At 69.0% G+C, this 18287-nt stretch carries 15 protein-coding genes and 1 pseudogene; 10 read left to right on the top strand and 6 right to left on the bottom strand.

Annotated elements, in window-relative coordinates; translation table 11 throughout:
- Window positions 1–67: 67 nt before the first annotated feature.
- Genes AB0M14_RS26605 through AB0M14_RS26625 form a run of 5 tightly spaced genes read left to right on the top strand, consistent with a single transcriptional unit; the run spans window position 68 to window position 5598 of the window.
- Window positions 68–1411, top strand: coding sequence for an FAD-dependent oxidoreductase (locus AB0M14_RS26605; RefSeq protein WP_364999452.1), 1344 nt, complete (start codon window positions 68–70; stop codon window positions 1409–1411).
- On the top strand, window positions 1408–2148 hold the full coding sequence (locus AB0M14_RS26610; RefSeq protein ID WP_364999454.1) for a DUF1365 domain-containing protein: 741 nt from the start codon (window positions 1408–1410) through the stop codon (window positions 2146–2148). Before AB0M14_RS26605 ends, AB0M14_RS26610 begins: the two co-directional genes overlap by 4 nt.
- Window positions 2145–3401, top strand: a complete 1257-nt coding sequence (locus AB0M14_RS26615) for a cyclopropane-fatty-acyl-phospholipid synthase family protein (protein ID WP_364999456.1) — start codon at window positions 2145–2147, stop codon at window positions 3399–3401. Before AB0M14_RS26610 ends, AB0M14_RS26615 begins: the two co-directional genes overlap by 4 nt.
- Window positions 3398–4816: a cyclopropane-fatty-acyl-phospholipid synthase family protein gene (locus AB0M14_RS26620; RefSeq protein WP_364999458.1), complete on the top strand. Its 1419-nt coding sequence runs from the start codon at window positions 3398–3400 to the stop codon at window positions 4814–4816. The genes AB0M14_RS26615 and AB0M14_RS26620 overlap by 4 nt, the downstream gene beginning before the upstream one ends.
- The gene (locus AB0M14_RS26625) at window positions 4813–5598 is read left to right on the top strand and encodes a DUF1295 domain-containing protein (protein WP_364999461.1); all 786 of its coding nucleotides are present in this window, start codon (window positions 4813–4815) and stop codon (window positions 5596–5598) included. The genes AB0M14_RS26620 and AB0M14_RS26625 overlap by 4 nt, the downstream gene beginning before the upstream one ends.
- A 12-nt stretch (window positions 5599–5610) precedes the next feature.
- On the opposite strand, the gene AB0M14_RS26630 is transcribed toward AB0M14_RS26625, so the two are convergent.
- On the bottom strand, window positions 5611–7719 hold the full coding sequence (locus tag AB0M14_RS26630) for an MMPL family transporter (protein WP_364999463.1): 2109 nt from the start codon (window positions 7717–7719) through the stop codon (window positions 5611–5613).
- A gap of 68 nt (window positions 7720–7787) precedes the next feature.
- Between AB0M14_RS26630 and AB0M14_RS26635 the strand changes: the two genes are divergently transcribed.
- Window positions 7788–8297 carry a MarR family winged helix-turn-helix transcriptional regulator gene (locus AB0M14_RS26635; RefSeq protein WP_364999464.1) on the top strand — a complete coding sequence of 170 codons (510 nt, stop codon included), beginning with the start codon at window positions 7788–7790 and terminating at the stop codon, window positions 8295–8297.
- 2 nt (window positions 8298–8299) lie between these two features.
- Here the strand turns inward: AB0M14_RS26635 and AB0M14_RS26640 are convergent, their stop codons facing one another.
- Window positions 8300–9313, bottom strand: a complete 1014-nt coding sequence (locus tag AB0M14_RS26640; protein WP_364999465.1) for an AraC family transcriptional regulator ligand-binding domain-containing protein — start codon at window positions 9311–9313, stop codon at window positions 8300–8302.
- Between the two features lie 71 nt (window positions 9314–9384).
- Here AB0M14_RS26640 and AB0M14_RS26645 point away from each other — a divergent pair, with 71 nt between their 5' ends.
- Window positions 9385–10872, top strand: coding sequence for an NAD(P)/FAD-dependent oxidoreductase (locus AB0M14_RS26645; RefSeq protein WP_364999467.1), 1488 nt, complete (start codon window positions 9385–9387; stop codon window positions 10870–10872).
- Here AB0M14_RS26645 and AB0M14_RS26650 read toward each other — a convergent pair.
- Window positions 10846–11466, bottom strand: a complete 621-nt coding sequence (locus AB0M14_RS26650; RefSeq protein WP_364999469.1) for a hypothetical protein — start codon at window positions 11464–11466, stop codon at window positions 10846–10848. The genes AB0M14_RS26645 and AB0M14_RS26650 overlap by 27 nt on opposite strands.
- Window positions 11467–11659: 193 nt before the next feature.
- A complete protein-coding gene (locus AB0M14_RS26655; protein ID WP_364999470.1) occupies window positions 11660–13123 on the bottom strand; it encodes a dihydroorotase family protein in 1464 nt (487 codons plus the stop codon).
- Window positions 13124–13262: 139 nt separating this feature from the next.
- Here AB0M14_RS26655 and AB0M14_RS26660 point away from each other — a divergent pair, with 139 nt between their 5' ends.
- Complete coding sequence (locus AB0M14_RS26660) at window positions 13263–14450, top strand: CoA transferase (RefSeq protein ID WP_364999471.1); 1188 nt, start codon at window positions 13263–13265, stop codon at window positions 14448–14450.
- Between the two features lie 89 nt (window positions 14451–14539).
- A complete protein-coding gene (locus tag AB0M14_RS26665) occupies window positions 14540–15328 on the top strand; it encodes a cyclase family protein (protein WP_364999473.1) in 789 nt (262 codons plus the stop codon).
- A 194-nt stretch (window positions 15329–15522) separates the two neighbouring features.
- Here AB0M14_RS26665 and AB0M14_RS26670 read toward each other — a convergent pair.
- Window positions 15523–15665: pseudogene (locus AB0M14_RS26670) on the bottom strand (hypothetical protein); the annotation flags it as partial.
- A 129-nt stretch (window positions 15666–15794) separates the two neighbouring features.
- On the opposite strand from AB0M14_RS26670, the gene AB0M14_RS26675 reads away from it, so the two are divergent.
- Window positions 15795–17204, top strand: coding sequence for an MmgE/PrpD family protein (locus AB0M14_RS26675; RefSeq protein WP_364999475.1), 1410 nt, complete (start codon window positions 15795–15797; stop codon window positions 17202–17204).
- Window positions 17205–17356: 152 nt separating this feature from the next.
- Here the strand turns inward: AB0M14_RS26675 and AB0M14_RS26680 are convergent, their stop codons facing one another.
- Window positions 17357–18232 carry a hydroxymethylglutaryl-CoA lyase gene (locus tag AB0M14_RS26680; protein WP_365000488.1) on the bottom strand — a complete coding sequence of 292 codons (876 nt, stop codon included), beginning with the start codon at window positions 18230–18232 and terminating at the stop codon, window positions 17357–17359.
- Between the last annotated feature and the right edge of the window lie 55 nt (window positions 18233–18287).

An 18287-nucleotide genomic window follows, 5' to 3' on the forward strand; every position in this document is an offset into this window, starting at 1 on the left:
CGGTGACGCGTCCATATCGGTGGCGTCGGCGACCAAACCCTGGCGGGTGGCGTATCGAAATCGAGGTATGCGATCTACCTTCGGTGGCGGCTCTCCAGCCGCCGCGTCCGGCGGCCGCGAGATTGCCGTGGTCGGCAGCGGCATCGCGGGGCTCATGGCCGCCTATGTGCTGTCCCGGACCGACCACGTCACCCTGTACGAGAAGGACCACCGGCTCGGCGGGCACGCGCACACGCACGAGGTCGAGGTCGCGCCGGGCCGGCGCGTCCGGGTCGATTCCGGATTTCTCGTGCACAACGACCGCACGTACCCGACTCTGCTCCGGCTGTTCGAGGAGCTGGAGGTGGAAACGCGTGACACCGACATGTCCATGTCGGTGCGGGCGGATGCGACAGGTCTCGAATATGCTGGCGCGAAGGGCCTTTCGGGTCTGTTCCCGTCCGCGCGCACCGCGACCACGCCGCGTTACCTGCGCATGCTCACCGAGGTGCGGCGCTTTCACCGGACCGCGCGGGACCTGTTGCGGCACCCCGACACCGACCTCACCCTGGCGGAGTTCCTGCGACGGCACCGATTCAGCGCCTACTTCACCGAGTACTTCATCACGCCATTGGTGGCGGCGGTGTGGTCCTGTGATCCGAAGCTGGCCCGGGAGTACCCGGCGCACTATCTGTTCCGCTTCCTCGACCACCACGGCATGCTCACCGTCTTCGGCTCCCCCACCTGGCGCACCGTCGTCGGCGGCTCCGCGCGGTATGTGGACAAGGTCGCCGAGCGGATCGGCGAAATACGCACCGGGACAACGGTTCGCGCGATCATAGAGCGACCTGACGGCGTGCTGCTCACCGAGACGGCCGGTGCGCGCCGGTTCGATGCCGCGGTCATCGCCACCCATCCGGATCAGGCACTGGCGCTGCTGGCCGCGCCGAGCCCGGCGATGCTGTCGGTGCTCAACGCCATGCCGTATTCGGTGAACCAGGCCCAGCTGCACACCGACGAATCCCTGCTGCCGCGCGCACGCAAGGCGCGGGCCTCATGGAACTATCTGATACCAGCGGGAATTCGCGACGCGGCCGGGGTTGTGGTGACCTACGACCTGACCCGGCTCATGGGCCTCGACCAGGTCGGCGACCACCGGTTCCTGGTGACCCTCGGCGGAGCGCATCTGGTGGACCGACGCCGGGTGATCGCCGAGATGACCTACGAGCACCCGATCTACACCCCGGGATCGGTTGCCGCACAGGGCCGCCTGCCCGAGCTCGACACCGATCGGATCGCCTTCGCCGGCGCGTACCACGGGTGGGGCTTCCACGAAGACGGCGCGCTGTCCGGGCTGCGGGCCGCCGAACGTCTCGGCGGCCGGTGGCTCCAGCCGGCGGGCGCCGCACTGTCCCGATCGGCGGCGCTATGACCGGCTCTACGGCACCCGCGCTGTACTTCACTCGAATCCACCATGCGCGCAGGGAACCGGTGCACCATCATTTCGATTATCCCGGCTACAGCTGGTTTTTCGACATCGAGTCACCACCCCGGTTGCCGGTTCCCTTGCGGCCCTTCGGATATTTCCGCGCGACGGACCACCTCGACGGACCAGGCGCGGATTTGCGAGCCCGGGTCGACCGGACACTCCAGGCGCACGGCATCGAGGACGCGGACGGCCCCGTCACGGCGCTGATGAACGCACGGGTGCTGGGCTACGTCTTCGATCCGCTCACGGTCTTCTGGTGCCACGGCCGCGACGGGCGGCTCCGGAGCGTCATCGCCGAGGTGCACAACACCTACGGTGCGCGGCACGCCTACGTGCTGCGCACCGACGACCGAGGACGCGCGGAAGTCGGCAAACAGTTCTATGTGTCACCGTTCAACCCGGTCGAGGGTCGCTACGTGCTGCGGCTGCCGGAGCCCGCGGACGGGCTTTCGCTGCGTATCGCGCTGCTGCGGGACGGTCAGCCACCCTTCCTGGCGTCGATGACCGGACAGCGGATGCCGCTGACCACGCGCTCGGTGCTGCGCGCGCAACTACGCGCCCCGTTCTCCCCGTGGCTGACCGCCCTGCGCATTCGCCGGCACGGAATCGCCCTGTGGGCGCGGGGAGTTCCGGTGGTTCCCCGGCCGCACGCCACCTCGTCTCGAAGGACTGCGCAATGACCAGCTTCTGCCTCGACGCCCGCGGCGGTGACCTGCTGCCCGCCGTTCCGGCCGGTCCGCGGGCCAGGTTCCGCGCCCGCTGCGCCGAGTTCCTGTTCCGGCGGGCGGTTTCCCGGATCCCCTTACGGGTGGAACTCCCGAACGGGTCCGTTCTCGGCGCGGGCGCGCGCACCGAGATGTTGCCGCGCTTGATCATTCGCGACCCGGCGGCGTTCTTCGCCCGGCTGGGCGGACAGGGTCTGATCGGGTTCGGCGAGTCCTATACGGCGGGCGAATGGACCGCGCCGGATCCCGCGGCTGTGCTCAGCGTCTTGGCCGCCCGCATCACGCGGCTCATTCCTGCCGCGCTGCAAGGGTTTCGCGGAGTGCTACCGGCTCGGCCGGCCCGGGAGCTGGGCACCGCGGCGAACAACCGCGCCAACGTCGCACACCACTACGACCTGTCCAACGAGCTGTACCAGCTCTTCCTGGACGAAACCATGACCTACTCGTCGGCGCTGTTCGAGGATCCCGGTCGCGCCTCGTGGGAACTGCTCGCGGCGGCGCAGCGCCGGAAAATCGACCAGCTGCTCGATGCCGCCGGTGTCGGCGCCGGCACCAAGGTCCTCGAAATCGGTACCGGCTGGGGCGAATTGAGTATCCGCGCCGCCGCACGCGGTGCGACGGTACATTCGGTGACGCTGTCCGATCAGCAGGTGCGCCTGGCCCGGAACCGAGTCGCCGCAGCGGGTTTCGCCGATGCGGTACGCATCGAGTTGTGCGACTACCGCGACGTCCGCGGCGAATACGACGCCATCGTCTCGGTCGAGATGATCGAGGCGGTTGGATACCGGTACTGGCCGGTGTATTTCGAAACCCTCGACCAGCGGCTCGCTCCCGGCGGCCGGGTCGCACTCCAGGCGATCACCATGCCGCACGACCGGATGCTCGCCACCCGCGACACCTACACCTGGATCCAGAAGTACATCTTTCCTGGCGGCTTCCTGCCCTCCACCGAGGCGATCACCGCCGCCACCGGTCACACCCGGCTGCGCGTGCGCGAAAGATACTGCTTCGGACCGCATTACGCGCAAACCCTGCGGCTGTGGCGCGAGCGCTTCGACGCCCGCGCCGCCGACGTCGCCGCGCTCGGCTTCGACGCCTTATTCCGGCGCCTGTGGCAGTTCTACCTCGCCTACTCCGAGGCCGGATTCCGCTCCGGCTACCTCGATGTACAGCAGATCGTTCTCGACCGGCCCGAGGAGCACCCGTGACCGCCGCCGACCACCTGGAATCCGCCCTGCGCCCCCTGCTGCGCGGCCCCCTGCCGGTACGCCTGACAACGTGGGACGGCGGAGCCGCCGGCCCCCTGGACGCACCGCGCGTGCATCTCACCAGCCCGCGCGCGCTGCGTCGAATACTGTGGCACCCAGGCGAACTCGGAGCCGCGCAGGCCTATGTCACCGGCGAGATCGACGTCGACGGCGATCTGTCCTCTGCCCTGGCCACGGCGTGGCAGACCGTCGCGACCCGCCGGATCACCGGGGTGCGACTGCCCGACATCGCTCGTCTCGCAGTGGCCGTCGCCCGGATCGGCGCGCTCGGCCCACCGCCGCCCGCACCGTCGACGCAGGCCCGGCTGCGCGGGCGGCGCAACGAGCGGTCTCGGGACCGGGCCGCGATCAGTCACCACTACGACGCCGCCAACGACTTCTACGCCCTGCTCCTGGATCCCACGATGGCCTACTCCTGCGGCTACTTCGCGCACGGCGTCCCTGACGATCCGGGCCACGGACTCGCCGAGGCGCAGCGCGACAAACTCGACCTGGTGTGCGCCAAGCTCGAATTGGCCCCCGGTAAGCGGCTATTGGATGTCGGCTGCGGCTGGGGGTCGCTGAGCCTGCATGCCGCCGAGCACTACGGCGCCGAGGTCCTCGGCATCACCATCGCTCGAGCACAGCGCGACTACATCGAAGCCCGGATCGCCGAACGCGGCGTGGGCGATCGGGTTCGCGTGCGTCTGCTCGACTATCGCGAACTCGCCGAGACCGGATTCGACGCGGTCGCCTCGCTGGAGATGGGCGAGCATGTGGGCGAACGCAATTACCCGCGCTACGCCCGCACCCTCCACGACGCCGCCGCCCCCGGCGCGCCCGTGCTGGTGCAGCAGATGTCGCGGCGCGGACGCCATCCCGGCGGCGGGCCGTTCATCGAATCCTTCATCGCACCCGATATGGCCATGCGCCCGGTCGGGGACACCATCGGCCGGCTCGAGCTCGCCGGACTGGAAGTGCGCGGCGTCCAAGCCCTGCGCGAGCACTACGTGTGGACCGCACAGGCCTGGCTGCACCGACTGGAGGAGCGCTGGGACGAGGCCGTGGCGCTGCTCGGGGAGACCGGCGCACGCACGTGGCGGCTGTATCTCGCGGGCGGCGCGCTCGCCTTCGAGCACGGACGCATGGGCGTCGACCAGATTCTGGCGCGGCGGCCCGCACCCGCTCCGACCGTGCAGCCCGAACTCGCTTCCACCGTGCAGGCCGAACTCGCTTCCACCGTGCGGCCCGCACTCGTTCCCACTGTGCAGCCCGAACTCACTCCCAACGTGCAGCCCGAACTCACTCCCGACGTGCGGCGCGCACTCGCTCCCACCGTGCGGCGCACACCCGGACGGACGGTCCTCCCATCATGAATTGGCATGTCGCACTGATGATCTCGCTGGCGTCGGCGATCGCGCTGGCCACTCTCCAGACCTTTACCTTCGTGCTGGCCCGCCGACTGGGCAGATACAACGTCGTGGATGTGATCTGGGGTCTCGGCTTCGTCCTGGTCGCCCTGGTCGCGGCACTGCTCGGCGACGCACCGCTGGACCGGCGTCTACTGCTGCTGGTCCTGGTGACGCTCTGGGGCCTGCGCCTGACCTTCTACATGTATCAGCGCACCCGCGGTCACGGCGAAGATCCCCGCTACGACCAGTTGTTGGACCGGCACGGTCGCTCCCCCGGAGTGGTCTTTCTCCGCATCTTCCTCACCCAAGGTGTGGCGCAATGGGTGATTTCACTACCGATTCAGGTCTCGGCCGCGGCCGGACCGACCCGGGGCCCGGCCTGGTTCCTGATCGGCGCGGGCGTCCTCATCTGGACGGTAGGGCTGCTGTTCGAAGCGGTGGGCGATCGACAGCTGGCCCGTTTCAAAGCCGACCCGGCTAATCGTGGCCGGATCATGGACCGCGGATTGTGGGCCTGGACCCGGCATCCGAACTACTTCGGCGACTTCTGTGTCTGGTGGGGTCTCTGGCTGATCGCGGCCAGCGCCTGGCCGGGCGCGCTGACGATCTTCGCCCCGGCCCTCATGTCCTACGTCCTGATTCAGGGCACCGGCGCACGCGTGCTGGAGAACGCGATGGCCGATCGACCCGGCTACCGCGAGTACCAGCAGCGCACCTCCTACTTCTGGCCCCGCCCACCGCGCTGACCCCCACCACCACTATCGATGCGCCGCGATCGGATCGTCCAACGGCGCGCGGTCGCCTGCTTGCTCCCGGGTGAGCCGCCCCGGCCACCACACCCTCGGCCCGATCGCGCTGAACAGCGCCGGGATGATCACGGTTCGAACCACGAAGGTGTCCAACAGGATTCCCACGCCGACGACGATGCCCAGCTGGGTGAGGGTGATCAACGGAAGCACACCGAGGACGCAGAAGACGGCCGCGAGGACCACGCCCGCGCTGGTGATGACCGCGCCGGTGGCCGAGACGGCGCGCACCATCGCCCACTCGGTGCCATGTGCCGGGGTCTCCTCCCGCGCCCGGGTCACCAGAAAGATGGTGTAGTCCACGCCGAGGGCGACCAGGAACAGGAACGCGAAGAGCGGGACCGCGGTATCCATCGCCGGGAAGCCGAATAGATGCACACTGAGCCAGCTCCCGATGCCGAGTGCGGCCAGCGCGCTGAGCACCGTGACCGCGACGAGCAGCACCGCCGCGGGCACCGCCCGCAGCAGCAGCAACAGCACCAGGCAGACCACGGCGAGAATCAGCGGAATGATCAGCAGCCGATCCCGATTCGCGGCCGTGCGGCTGTCGAGGGCCTGCGCGTCGTTGCCGCCGACCAGGGCTTCGGAGCCGGCCACGGAACCGGCGCGAGTGCGCAGCGACTCGACGATCTCGAACGCCCGATCCGAACCTGGCGTGGCGTCCAGCAGCACCGTCCAGCGCGTCCAGCCGGTGGGCGCGGTTCCGGTCTGCGCCGCCCGAACCACCCCCGGGGTACTCGAGATCACCTCGGTGAGGCCGGCCGCGGCGGACGAGCGCGCGACGATCTGCACCGGATCGGCTGATCCAGACGGGAAATGCGCTGCCAGGGTGTCGAATCCGGTGACCGACTCGGCGCGCACGCGGAACTGCTCGGTCTGCGACAAACCGACGTCGACGGTGAACAGGCCCAGCACGCAGACCAGCAGCGCGGCCACCGCCACGGCGGCGACCCGCACGGGTCTGGCGACGACCCTGGTCGCGATCCGGTGCCAGACGCCCTGTTCGGCATAATCCCGCTCGTCGGGGTCAGGAACGTAGGGCCAGAACACCTTTCGCCCGACCGAGGCCAGCGCGGCGGGCAGCCCGATCAGCACGAAAGCCAGGGCCATCAGCAGTCCGGCCGCCGCGAACACGCCGAGGCTGCGGGTGCTGGGCACCGAGGCCAGCACCAGGACGAGCAAGGCCAGGACCACCGTCAGGTTGCTGGCCAGGATCGCGGGCCCCGCGCCGCGCACCGCACGCCGCAGCGCTCGCCGATGGTCGGTGTCGCGATGCAGTTCGTCGCGATAACGCGAGATCAACAGCAGCGCGTAATTGGTGCCCGCGCCGAAGACCAGGACGCTGGTGATGCCCGCGGTGGAGCCGTCGAACGTCATCTCGGTCAGCCGCGCGAGCCCGGTGCCGACCGCGTTCGCGACCCGATCGGCCAGGCCGATGATCAGCAACGGAAGCAACCACAGGATCGGGGACCGATAGGTGACGATCAGCAACGCGGCGACGACGATCGCCGTGACCGCGAGCAGGGTGACGTCGGCGCCGGCGAACGACTCGGAGATGTCGGCGGCGAACGCGGGTCCGCCGGTGATCGCCAGCGTCAGGCCGGCCGGCAGTCCGGCGCGCGCGGCCTCCCGCACGCGCTCGACCTGCTCCGTCAGCGCGCTGCCGCTGGACCGCGCGGAGATCGGCACCTGCCCCAGGACCGCCGCGCCATCCGGTGCCGCGGTGAGCTCACCGGCGACCTGAGGAGCCGCACCCGACGCGACGATCGCCCGGGTAACCGCGGCCGACGCCGCCTCGCGGTCGCCCGCGTTGAGCACGCCGTCGTCGGCCCGGGTCACTACGGCGAGGACGGAGGTCGTTCCCGCATCCGGGAATTCGTCCAGCACCCGCTCGATGCGGGTGGATTGCGCGGCGTCCGGCAGCGACTGCGGCGACTCTCCCGACGCGTCGTTGCCGCCCGCGCCACCGATCAACGCCGCCGCGACGACGACCAGAGCGAGTAACAGCGCCCACGACCGGCGGTGCGTGACGACATCCCCGTAGCGATCCCAGAAACTCACTCCCGGAATCTCTCATATTCTTAACTATTAAGCAATAGAGACATCTGCCCGAGGGTTAAGGTATCGCCGTGACCGAAAGCGACCGGACAACCAGCGATACCGGCGTACAGCGCACCACGCTGGAGACCGAGATCGGCGCCGACCTGCGCGCGCTGACCGCGGTATCCGAGCAGCTCGGCCACGTTTTCGCCCGCTCCAACAGCCTGCGGCCCAATGACTTCCGGGCCCTGCTCCACATCGCCACCGCCGAGTTCGCCGGCCGCCCCCTCACCGCGGGGCAACTCGGCGGACTGATGGGGATGTCGTCAGCGGCGGTGACCTACTTGGTAGAACGCCTGATCGAATCCGGGCACCTGCGCCGCGGCGCCGACCCGAGCGACCGACGCCGGGTGATCCTCTATCACGACGCGCCCGGCCGCGCCGCCGCCGAGGACTTCTTCGTTCCACTCGGCCAGCGCACCCGCGCGGCGACCGCCGAATTCTCCGACGCCGAACTGGCCGCCGCGCACCGGGTCCTGACCGCGATCACCGCGGCGTTGCACACTCATCTCGACGAGGTGCGCGGCCGGGCTCGATAGCATCAGGGCTGTGACCGGGGCGCGTGGCCGGTCCAGCGGCGGTGTGCGCGGCTGAAGCCGGCGGCGTCGTGATAGCCGAGACGGCGGGCGATTTCGGTGAGGGTGAGCCGATCCAGGGTCAGCAGGTCGGCGGCGAGGGTGGCACGGACTTCGTCGACGAGTTCGCGGAACGAAGCGCCTTCGGAATGCAGGTGGCGACGCAAGGTGCGCTCGTCGATGTGCAGGCGGACAGCGATGTCGGCGGCGGACGGAGCCTGATCGATGTCGGCCAGGATCAGGGCGCGCACCCGGGCGGAAACGCCGCGGCGCGCCCGGCGCGCCTCGAGCATGCGGGTGCACTGCTCTTCCAGCAGCAGCGCCGTGGTCGAATCCGCTTGCGGCAGTGACTGATCCAGGAGGGCCGCGGCGAAAACGATGCGGTGCCGTTCCGTGCCGGTGCGGAGGTCGACCCCGGGCAGTCGAGCGCGCAGTGCGGCGGCGCGGGCGCCGGTGAAGGCCGCCTCGACCCGCAGGCCGCGGTGCGCGCCGACCGCGAGCGGGGTGAGCACGGCGATCTTGGCGAGTTCGCGTTCGACGAAGAAGCCCCGGACGTCAGCGGGAATATCGGTGTCGTCGAAAATCACCGCCAGGTCGCGCCCGCTGGGTTCCAGGATCGGCCGGATGAACGCGAAGGAGAGTTCCGCGTAGCGCACACCGAGCCGAATCGCTTCGCGCACGCTCGCGCTGGAGAGCATCGCGTAACCCCAGACGCCCAGCGTGCCGACGGTGTACCGCATTCCGGCGGCCACGCCCAGTCCCGGCTGATCGCCGATCCGGCTCAGCAGGTTACGGGCGATGGCGAGTTCCTGGCCGCCCTCCACAACGGTGTCGGGGCGCGCCAGATCGGCGAGGCGCAGGCCGGTGCCGGACAGGCATTCGGTGGTGCTCAGGCCGTGTTCGATGCCCAGGTCGACGAGGATCCGCGTGGCGGCGGGGCCGCGCGGATGGTCCCAGGTGGGTGTGCTGCCAATGCTCATGTCCGGAAATGACAATAGCCCACCCGGATCGGACCTCGTAGCGGCCGGGTCCCCGGGCCTACCGTCGGGCCATGACGAGTGAGGCAGTGTCGGTCGCCATCATCGGCGCGGGATTCGGTGGGCTGGCGGCGGCAATCGAATTGGACCGCAGCGGAATTCACGACTACACCGTGTTCGAACGCGGAGATTCGGCAGGTGGTGTGTGGCGGGCGAACTCCTATCCGGGCGCGGCCTGCGATGTGCCGTCCCCGATCTACTCGTTCTCCTATGAACTGGAGACGAAGTGGACGCGGCGGTTCGGCACCCAGCCGGAGATCCATCGTTACCTACAGCGCACCGCCGACAAGTACGGCGTGACGCGCAAGATCCGGTTCGGCACCGAGGTGGTCGCGGCGACCTTCGAGGAGGACGCGGGCCGGTGGCGGGTCGAGCTGGCCTGCGGGGAGGTGCGCTATTTCACGGCGCTGATCTGCGCGACCGGGCAGTTGTCGCGGCCCAAGCTGCCGGATCTCGACGGAATGGACAGTTTCACGGGGGCACAGTTCCATTCCGCGCACTGGGATCACTCCGTCGATTTGACCGGAAAGCGGGTCGCGGTCGTCGGCAGCGGCGCGAGCGCGGTGCAGATCGTGCCCGCGATCGTCGATCAGGTCGCGGCGCTGGCCGTGGTGCAGCGGTCGGCGTACTGGGTCGGCAACAAGTGGGACCATCGGACCAACAGGGTGGTGCGCACACTGTTGCGTACCGTGCCTGGGCTGGCGCGGCTACAACACAATGCCGAATGGCTCTGGTACGAGAGCCGGGCGCCGTTCATCGCGCGCTGGGCGGAGCCGGTGCAGATCGGGTTCGAGTACTGGCTGAAGTTCAAGATCCGGCGCGAAATTCGCGATCGGCGGGTCCGGGCCGCGGTGACGCCGGACTACCGGTTCGGGTGCAACCGGGTGCTGCTGTCCAACGCCTGGTATCCCGCGCTCGACCGCGAGCACGTGACGCTCCATCCGCACGGGGTGCGGCGTGTCACCGAACGCGGGCTGGTGCTTTCCGATGGCAGCGAGGTCGCCGCCGATGTGATCGTGTGGTGCACCGGCTTCACCGCGAGCGAGTACCTCGCACCGATCGAGATCACCGGCCGCGGCGGCCGGAAGTTGCACGCCGAGTGGAAGACCGGGCCGTACGCCCATCTGGGCATCACGGTGTCCGGCTATCCGAATATGTTCCTGATGTACGGGCCGAACACCGGATCGCTGACCAACACCATCACCTTCCTGCTGGAGAAGCAGGCCCGCTACGCACGCCAGGCGATCGAGCGCATCGCCGCGCGAGGCGGGTGGCTCGACGTTCGCGCCGAGGCGCAGGAGGCGTTCAACGACCGATTGCAGAAAACGTTGCGGCACACCGTATTCACCACCGGCTGCCCCGGCTGGTATCACACCGCCGAGGGCAAGGTCACCGCGGTCTGGCCGGGGTCACACATCGCCTACGCGCGGCAGACCCGCGAGGTCGACTTCGCCGAATACGAGCATCGCGCCGCCTCAGGTGAGCTCATTCGCGAGACGTAGCCGGCGCGCGGCCGCCACCAGAGCCGCGAACATCACCGCCTCGCCGACGTTTCCGAGCGGGGGCACCGCGAAGGCCGCGCCGGAGGCGACGAACAGGACGGCCGTGGCGAGCGCCAGCCACGGCCAACTCTGCCTGCGCCACAGCAGGATTCCGGCGATCAGCAGCACGACCGAGACGGCGAGGGCCGGGATCGGCGGGCCGGACGGAGTTTCCGGCGCATAGCGCAGGGTGTCGGCGAATTCGCGGGGAATCAGGTGCAGCTCGATCAGGTCCGCGATCGCGCCCCAGGCGATCAGCGCGGCGGTGAGCAGCCAAGCCCACCGCATCCGGAAACGGAACACGCACTGCGCGGCCCAGATCAGCAACAGCGGCGTCAGCACGACATGGCCGACGAACCTCCCGACGCTCAGCGCGTGCAAGACATCGCCCGCGCCCAGAAACCTGCCCATGCCGACTATCGCTGAGTCGTAGGCCAAGCCGAGGCCGACCAGATAGAGACAGACACGCGCAGGTTGTGGCGTGGCACTGCCCCGAACCAACAGCACGCAGCCGAATTGGACCGCGGCGAGCAGTAATAGTGCGACAGACAGCATCAGACTCCTCGAATCGGGAACCGCCCCCGGCGACGTAGCCGAGCGCCTGCGGCAGATACGGAGCCACGGGCTCACGCCGTTGCGCCCGCCACCCCGGATAGCTTCGCCCAAGGGAAGCACAGATCACCGAGCCCCCGCTCATTCGGCTGTGCAATCGGGCCTGGTCGGTCATCCTCCCGCCAGGACTGGGCATTCAGGCCGGTTCACGGCGCAGGTATCTGCCCTGCGGGTCGCCCTGGACCTTGCCCTCGCTGAGGATGTGGTGGCCGCGCAGGAAGACGTCGGTGACCCGTGCGTTCATCTCGAAACCCTCGAAAGGTGTGTACTCCTGGGCGGATTCGGACTCGGCGGCCCGCACGGTCCAGCGTGCCTCGGGGTCGATGAGCGCGATGTCGGCGTCGAAGCCGGGTGCGATAGCGCCCTTGGATCTCAGCCCGTAGCGCTGGGCCGGGTTCCAGGCCGTCAGCTCCGCGATGCGTGACAAGGGCAGGCCGCGGCGGCGGCCTTCGCCTACCAGGCCCGGCAGCAGGTACTCCGCGCCGCCGAAACCGGATTTGGCGGCGAACACATCGTCGCGGTCGTCGCCGAACTTCTGCTCGTCCTGACAGCAGGCGTGATCGCTGACCACCCAATCGATTTCGCCGTTCAGCAAATGCCGCCAGAGGGCTTCGACGTCGTCGCGGTCGCGCAGCGGCGGATTGACCTTGCCGCCCAGGCCGTGCGCGGTATCGACGTCGGCGAGGAGGTGGCCGATGGTGACCTCGCGGCGAAAGTCCACGTGCGGGAACGCTTTCGCCATGGTGAGGGCGGCGTCGACGGCCTTCGCCGAGGACAGATGCAGCAGATTGATATTGGCCAGGCCGGTTTCGTGGGCGAGGTAGGAGGCCATGGTGATGGCCAGGCCCTCGGAATGCGGCGGGCGCGAGGCGCTGTAGGCCCGCAGCCCGGTCAGGACGCCCTCGCGTTCCACCATTTCGGTGTAGGCGGTCATGATCTCGGCGGTCTCACAGTGCAGCGACAGCGACAGGCGGTCACCGAAACGCGCACGCGCACTCTGGATTCCCCGCATCACGAACTCGAAGTGCGCGAGGTCGTAGCGTTCGCTGGGCGGGATCATCAGGAAGTCGGCCTGGTCCGAGGAGCGGCCGTGCAGGCCGTGACCGCCGTAGAACATGAAGATCTTGAACGAGGTGACCCCGAACTCCTCGATGAGCGTGGGGATCTCGGCGATGTGCTCGGCGGTCATCGGCGCCAGGTGCAGGGCATGGTCGACGAAGGCGCGGCCCGCCATCCGGTCCAGCACCTCCGGCACGAAGTCGCGGTAGGCGCCGCCGCGGTTGAGGTAGTAGCGCCCGGTCCGCATGTAGGTGATCGAGGTGGTGACGCCGCCCTGCGCGCAAGCCCGGCTCTCACTGGTGGTGTCGGCGGACAGCTCCTGATAGATACCCCAGTGCTGGTGCGCGTCGACGACGCCCGGAAATGCCAGCAGCCCCTGGGCATCCACGATGCGGTCCACGCGCGCGGACGGCAGATTCGCGCCGACCGCGGTGATCACCCCGTTCGCGACGGCGATATCCACGGCCGCGGGGTCGTCGGTGGACGGGTCGCCCGGGCGCACCACGCGGGCATTCCGGATCAGCAGGTCGGTCGCCGCCACGATGCACTCCAGTTTCTCTGTGCGAAACATCTTTACCAATTCGGCGATCATCGCAGTACTATGCGCTGATAGTCAATGCCGCAGAACCACTCTCGGGTTTCGTTGTGGGAAACAGTTGCGGCGGTGAGGAGTTGGCGCGGTGACTGATCCGCTGTCGGGAATCCGAGTGCTCGATGTGGCGACGCTGTTCGCGGGGCCGCTGGCGGCGACGCTGCTGGCGGACTTCGGGGCCGAGGTGATCAAGCTCGAGCACCCGGCCGGCGATCCGGTGCGCAGCCACGGCGCACAGCGCGACGGCGTCGGATTGTGGTGGAAGATGCTGGGGCGCGGCAAGAAATCGGTCACCCTGTATCTCGGCTCGGCCGAGGGCCAGGAGATCTTCCGGCGCATGGTCGCCGACGCGGATGTGGTCGTGGAGAACTTCCGGCCCGGCACGCTGGAACGCTGGGGGCTCGGCTATGCCGAACTCCGCGAGATCAATCCCCGGCTCGTCCTGGCCCGGGTCACCGGCTTCGGCCAGATCGGACCGTACGCCCGCCGCCCCGGATTCGGCACCCTCGCCGAGGCCATGAGCGGGTTCGCCGCCCTCACCGGCGAACCCGACGGGCCGCCCACCCTGCCGCCGTTCGGCCTCGCCGACGGAATCGCCGCGCTGACAACAGCTTTCGCGGTAATGACGGCGCTGCGCGCCCGGGATCGCGACGGGCACGGCCAACAGGTCGACCTCGCCATCATCGAACCCATCCTCACGCTGCTGGGCCCCCAACTGATCACCTACGACCAACTCGGCGAACTACAGCCACGCATGGGCAACCGTTCCTCGAACAACGCACCCCGCAACACCTATCGCACCGCCGACGGCGGCTGGGTCGCGGTATCGACCAGCGCCCAATCCGTGGCCGAGCGGGTCATGCGCCTGGTCGGCCGCGCCGAACTGATCGAAGAGCCCTGGTTCGCCTCCGGGACCGAAAGAGCCCAGCACGCAGCGGAACTCGATAGCGCCGTCGGCACCTGGATCGCCGGACGCTCGACCGAGGAGGTGGTCCAGGCCTTCGAAAAAGCCGAAGCAGCCGTCGCCCCCATCTACACCGCCGCCGACATCATGACGGACCCCCAGTTCCAGGCCCTGGGCACCATCGCCGAACTACCCGACGACGAACTCGGATCGGTAAAAATGCAGAACATCCTGTTTCGCCTATCGGAAACCCCCGGCCGCATCCGCTGGACCGGCCCGCCCCTGGGCGCTCACACCGCCGAAGTCCTCGAAAGCTACGGCGTGGATGCCGACCGCCTGGCCGAACTGCGCGCCGCCGGGGTTGTGCGATGAGCGACCGGGAATTCGCACGACCAGCCTTTGGCGGTGGACCGCGACCGCACGGCGGGCGTACCACTATCACTGATCCGCTGGTTCACCTCGTGCGCGGCGGTATCCGCCTGATCGAACTCGGCCACCCGTACTTCACCGGCATGCCGTGTTCGCCCAACCACCCGGGCTTCCGAATGACGCTGGCCCGCAGGCACGGCGACATGGTGCGCCCAGACGGCGGTTCGGCGTCCAATGAAGTCATTGTCACCGGCGGACATGTCGGCACCCACATCGATGCGTTGAGCCACGTCAGCCAAGACGGGCTGCTGCACGGAGGCGTCGATGCCGGCGAAGCCCAGCGCGGCGGAAAGTTCACCGAACACGGCGCCGAACACCTGCCCGGCTTCCTGCGGCGCGGAATCCTCCTCGACATCGCCGCCCTGCACGACACCGACATCCTGCCGGGAGGCTACGAAGTCACCGTCGCCGACCTCGAACGAGCGACAAAGCTGGCCGGGGCGGAACCCGAAGCCGGGGACGTGGTACTGATCCGCACCGGCTGGGCGCAGCTGTTCACCGAGCCCGACGCCTATCTGGGCGGGCCCTCCGGCGTACCGGGCGTCGGCGTTCCGGCCGCGCGCTGGCTCGCGGCACGTGGCATCGCCGCCACCGGCGCGGACACCACCGCCTACGAACGCATCGCCCCCGGCGCCGGTCACAGCGTGCTGCCCGTGCACCGCACACTGCTGGTGGACTCCGGAATCTACATACTCGAACACCTCGCCCTGGAAGAAATCGCGGCACAGAGTCTTTCGGAATTCGTGTTCATGCTCGCGCCGCTGCGCATCGTCGGCGGAACCGGGTCGCCGGTCCGACCGCTCGCGGCGGTGAGCCGATGAGCGGCCACACACCATCGCCCCTCAGCGCCAGACAGTGGGCGCGCGTCCTGCGGTGGTGCAGCCGGTCCGCCGCTCGCTGTGGTGCAGCCGTGCACAGAGCTCCGGTCAGAAGCTCGCCAATGGTCGGACCCACCCGGGTCGCCCGTCCGACCGCTTTGCGGCGGTGCGCCGGATGGCTAACTGGACGGTGTCGACGGGAACGTCGCGCCGGGCTGGCCGAGTTCGCGGGCGCGCTGGCGCGCCTGATCGAGGGTGGCGTGCCGCCAGCGCAGCGCGTCCCCGGCCGCGATCGGGTTGGTGTACATCGCACCGGCAGCACGAAAGTATCGGTGTCCCAGACCTTTCGGCGCGAGAGCCTGGGATGCAGATTCTGCGGCGGCGCTGTCGGTCGGTCTCCTCTGGAGTCGGTAAGTGCTGGGGTGACGGCGGAGCCGAGACATGACACGGCTAGTGGGACGGTGAGCGGGTGAGTGCGGCGACGATTGTGCAGCGGCTGGGTGGGTTTGCCGCTGTGGCGCGGGATCGTGGGGTGGGTAAAGAGTTGCGTGGCGATGCGGCTCGCCGGGTGCTTGACGTGCTGGGCAACAGCATTGCGGCACAGCGCACTCCGGCGGCTGCGACGGTGCGGGCCATGATCGCTGAATGGGGCGGCACACCGCGGGCCACTGCGCTCGGGTTGGCCGGTCGATATCCCGAGGGCAGTGCCGCGCTCCTCGGCGGGACTCTGGCCCACGCACTGGATTTCGACGACACGCACTTGCCGTCGGTGTTGCACCCCTCGGCCTCGGTGGTGCCGACCGCCTTGGCTGTCGCGGAGGCGGTGGGCGCATCGGGTGCGGCGCTGTTGGATGCGGTGGCGGTGGGTGTGGAGATCACTGTTCGCCTCGGCATGGCGGGTTACGACGAAACCCTCGGCAACTCGATGTTTTTCGAGCGGGGCCTGCACGCCACTGCTATCTGCGGCACGCTCGGGGCGGCTGCCGCTGCCGCCATGCTCTATCGACTGGACGCTGACGGCATCGCCCATGCCCTGGGCATCGCCGCCAGTATGGGATCCGGCCTGTTGGAAGCCAACCGCACTGGCGGCACAGTGAAGCGGGTGCACTGCGGCTGGGCCGCGCACGCCGCCGTGACCGCGGCGAGCTTGGCACGGCATGGCATGACCGGCCCGCCGACGGTCATCGAAGGCAGATTCGGTCTGCTGCAAGCCTTTTGCGGGGAACGGGCCGAGCTCTCCGCTATCACCGCCGGACTGGGCGAGGCCTGGGAGCTACCAGGCATCTTCTTCAAGCCCTACCCCTGCAACCACTTCACTCATGCGGGCATCGACGCCGCGTTGCGCCTGCGCGCTCGTGGCGTCACCGCCGACGACGTGATCCGGCTGGAACTCGGCGCACCGACACCGGTGCTGCGCACGATCGGCGAGCCGCTCGCCGCCAAGCGCCGACCCGAATCCGGTTACCACGCGGCCTTTTCCGGGCCCTACACCGTCGCCGCCGCCTTGCTCGGTGGCGGCGGACTGGGCGTGTTCCACGAGGACTTCACCGACGCCGCCGCCCGCGACCCACGCCGGCTTGCCCTGGCAGCCACCGTGGACTGCGTCCCGGATGCACACTGCGACAAGATATTTCCGCGCCAGTTCCCCGCCATCCTCACCGCGGAACTCCGCGACGGCCGCAGCCTCATCGAACGGGTGGACGTCAACCGGGGCGGCCCCGGCAATCCACTCTCCCCCGAGGAACTCGCCACCAAATTCCGGCTCAACACCGCCGACATCCTGACGACCGCCGACGACGTCAGCGAGACCGTTTACAGGTTGGCCGATCTCGATGATCTGGACGCGCTGCTAACCCTGTTGCGTACACCCCCACACTGAACACAGGCACTCATACCCTCGACTGTTACCCGAGCGGCGCGCCTACATCGCTTCGCGCCGCACCGCCGGAACCAGCCACTCCCCTCTCCTGCATCAGGCCGCTGACCACGGCCGTCGAGAGCGCAGCGCGCGGCTCACCTACTCAGGCCTGATCACGCCGGGAATGGACCGGCACGACCGAGCAGAGCAGGAACCGGCTTGCCCAGCAGCTCGCCTAGCCATTGCCCGGTCTCGCACACCCGCTCCGCCGAAACACCGGTATGCACGCCCATCCGATCCAGCATGTAGAGCAGATCCTCGGTGGCGATATTGCCGGTGGCCGCGGGCGCGAAAGGACAGCCGCCGACGCCGCCGGTGCTGGCGTCGAGGACCTGCGCGCCCGCCTCGATCGCGGCAATGGCGTTGGCATACCCCGTATTCCGGGTGTTGTGGAAGTGGCAGCGCCGTGTCGCCGCCGGCGCCAGCTCGCGAACCCCGGCGACGAGAGCGCGGACCCGGTCGGGCGTGCCGACGCCGATGGTGTCGGCGAGGGCGATCTCGTCCGGTCCGGCGTCTGCCACTCGGCGAACCAGGTCCAGAACGATTTCGGGAGCCACCTCGCCTTCGAAAGGACAGCCGAACGCGGCAGCGATGGTGACGGTGCGAGGTAGCCCGGCCGCGGCGGCGCGCTCCGCGAGCACACGCCAGCGTTCGACACCCTCGGCGGTCGTACAGCCCTGATTCCGGCGACTGAACGTATCCGTCGCCACCACGACCACATTGATCTCGTCGACACCGGCGGCCAGGGCACGGTCAAGTCCCCGGTCGTTGAACACCAGCCCCGCATAGGTGACACCGGACACGCGGGGCACCCCCGCGAGCACGGCCTCCGCATCAGCCATCTGCGGAACCCGTTGCGGGTTCACGAAACTCACCGCTTCGATCCGCCTGACCCCGGCTTCGATCGACCGCTCGATCAACCGGATCTTGTCGGCCGTCGCGATCAACTCCGGTTCGTTCTGCAAGCCGTCCCGCGGGGCGACCTCCATCAGCGTTACGTCCACAGCGCCTCCGTCTTGCCGGTCTGTTTCACTCAGGGATACA

Origin of the sequence: Nocardia sp. NPDC051832 (assembly GCF_040681285.1) — a bacterium.
Taxonomy (GTDB): Bacteria; Actinomycetota; Actinomycetes; order Mycobacteriales; family Mycobacteriaceae; genus Nocardia.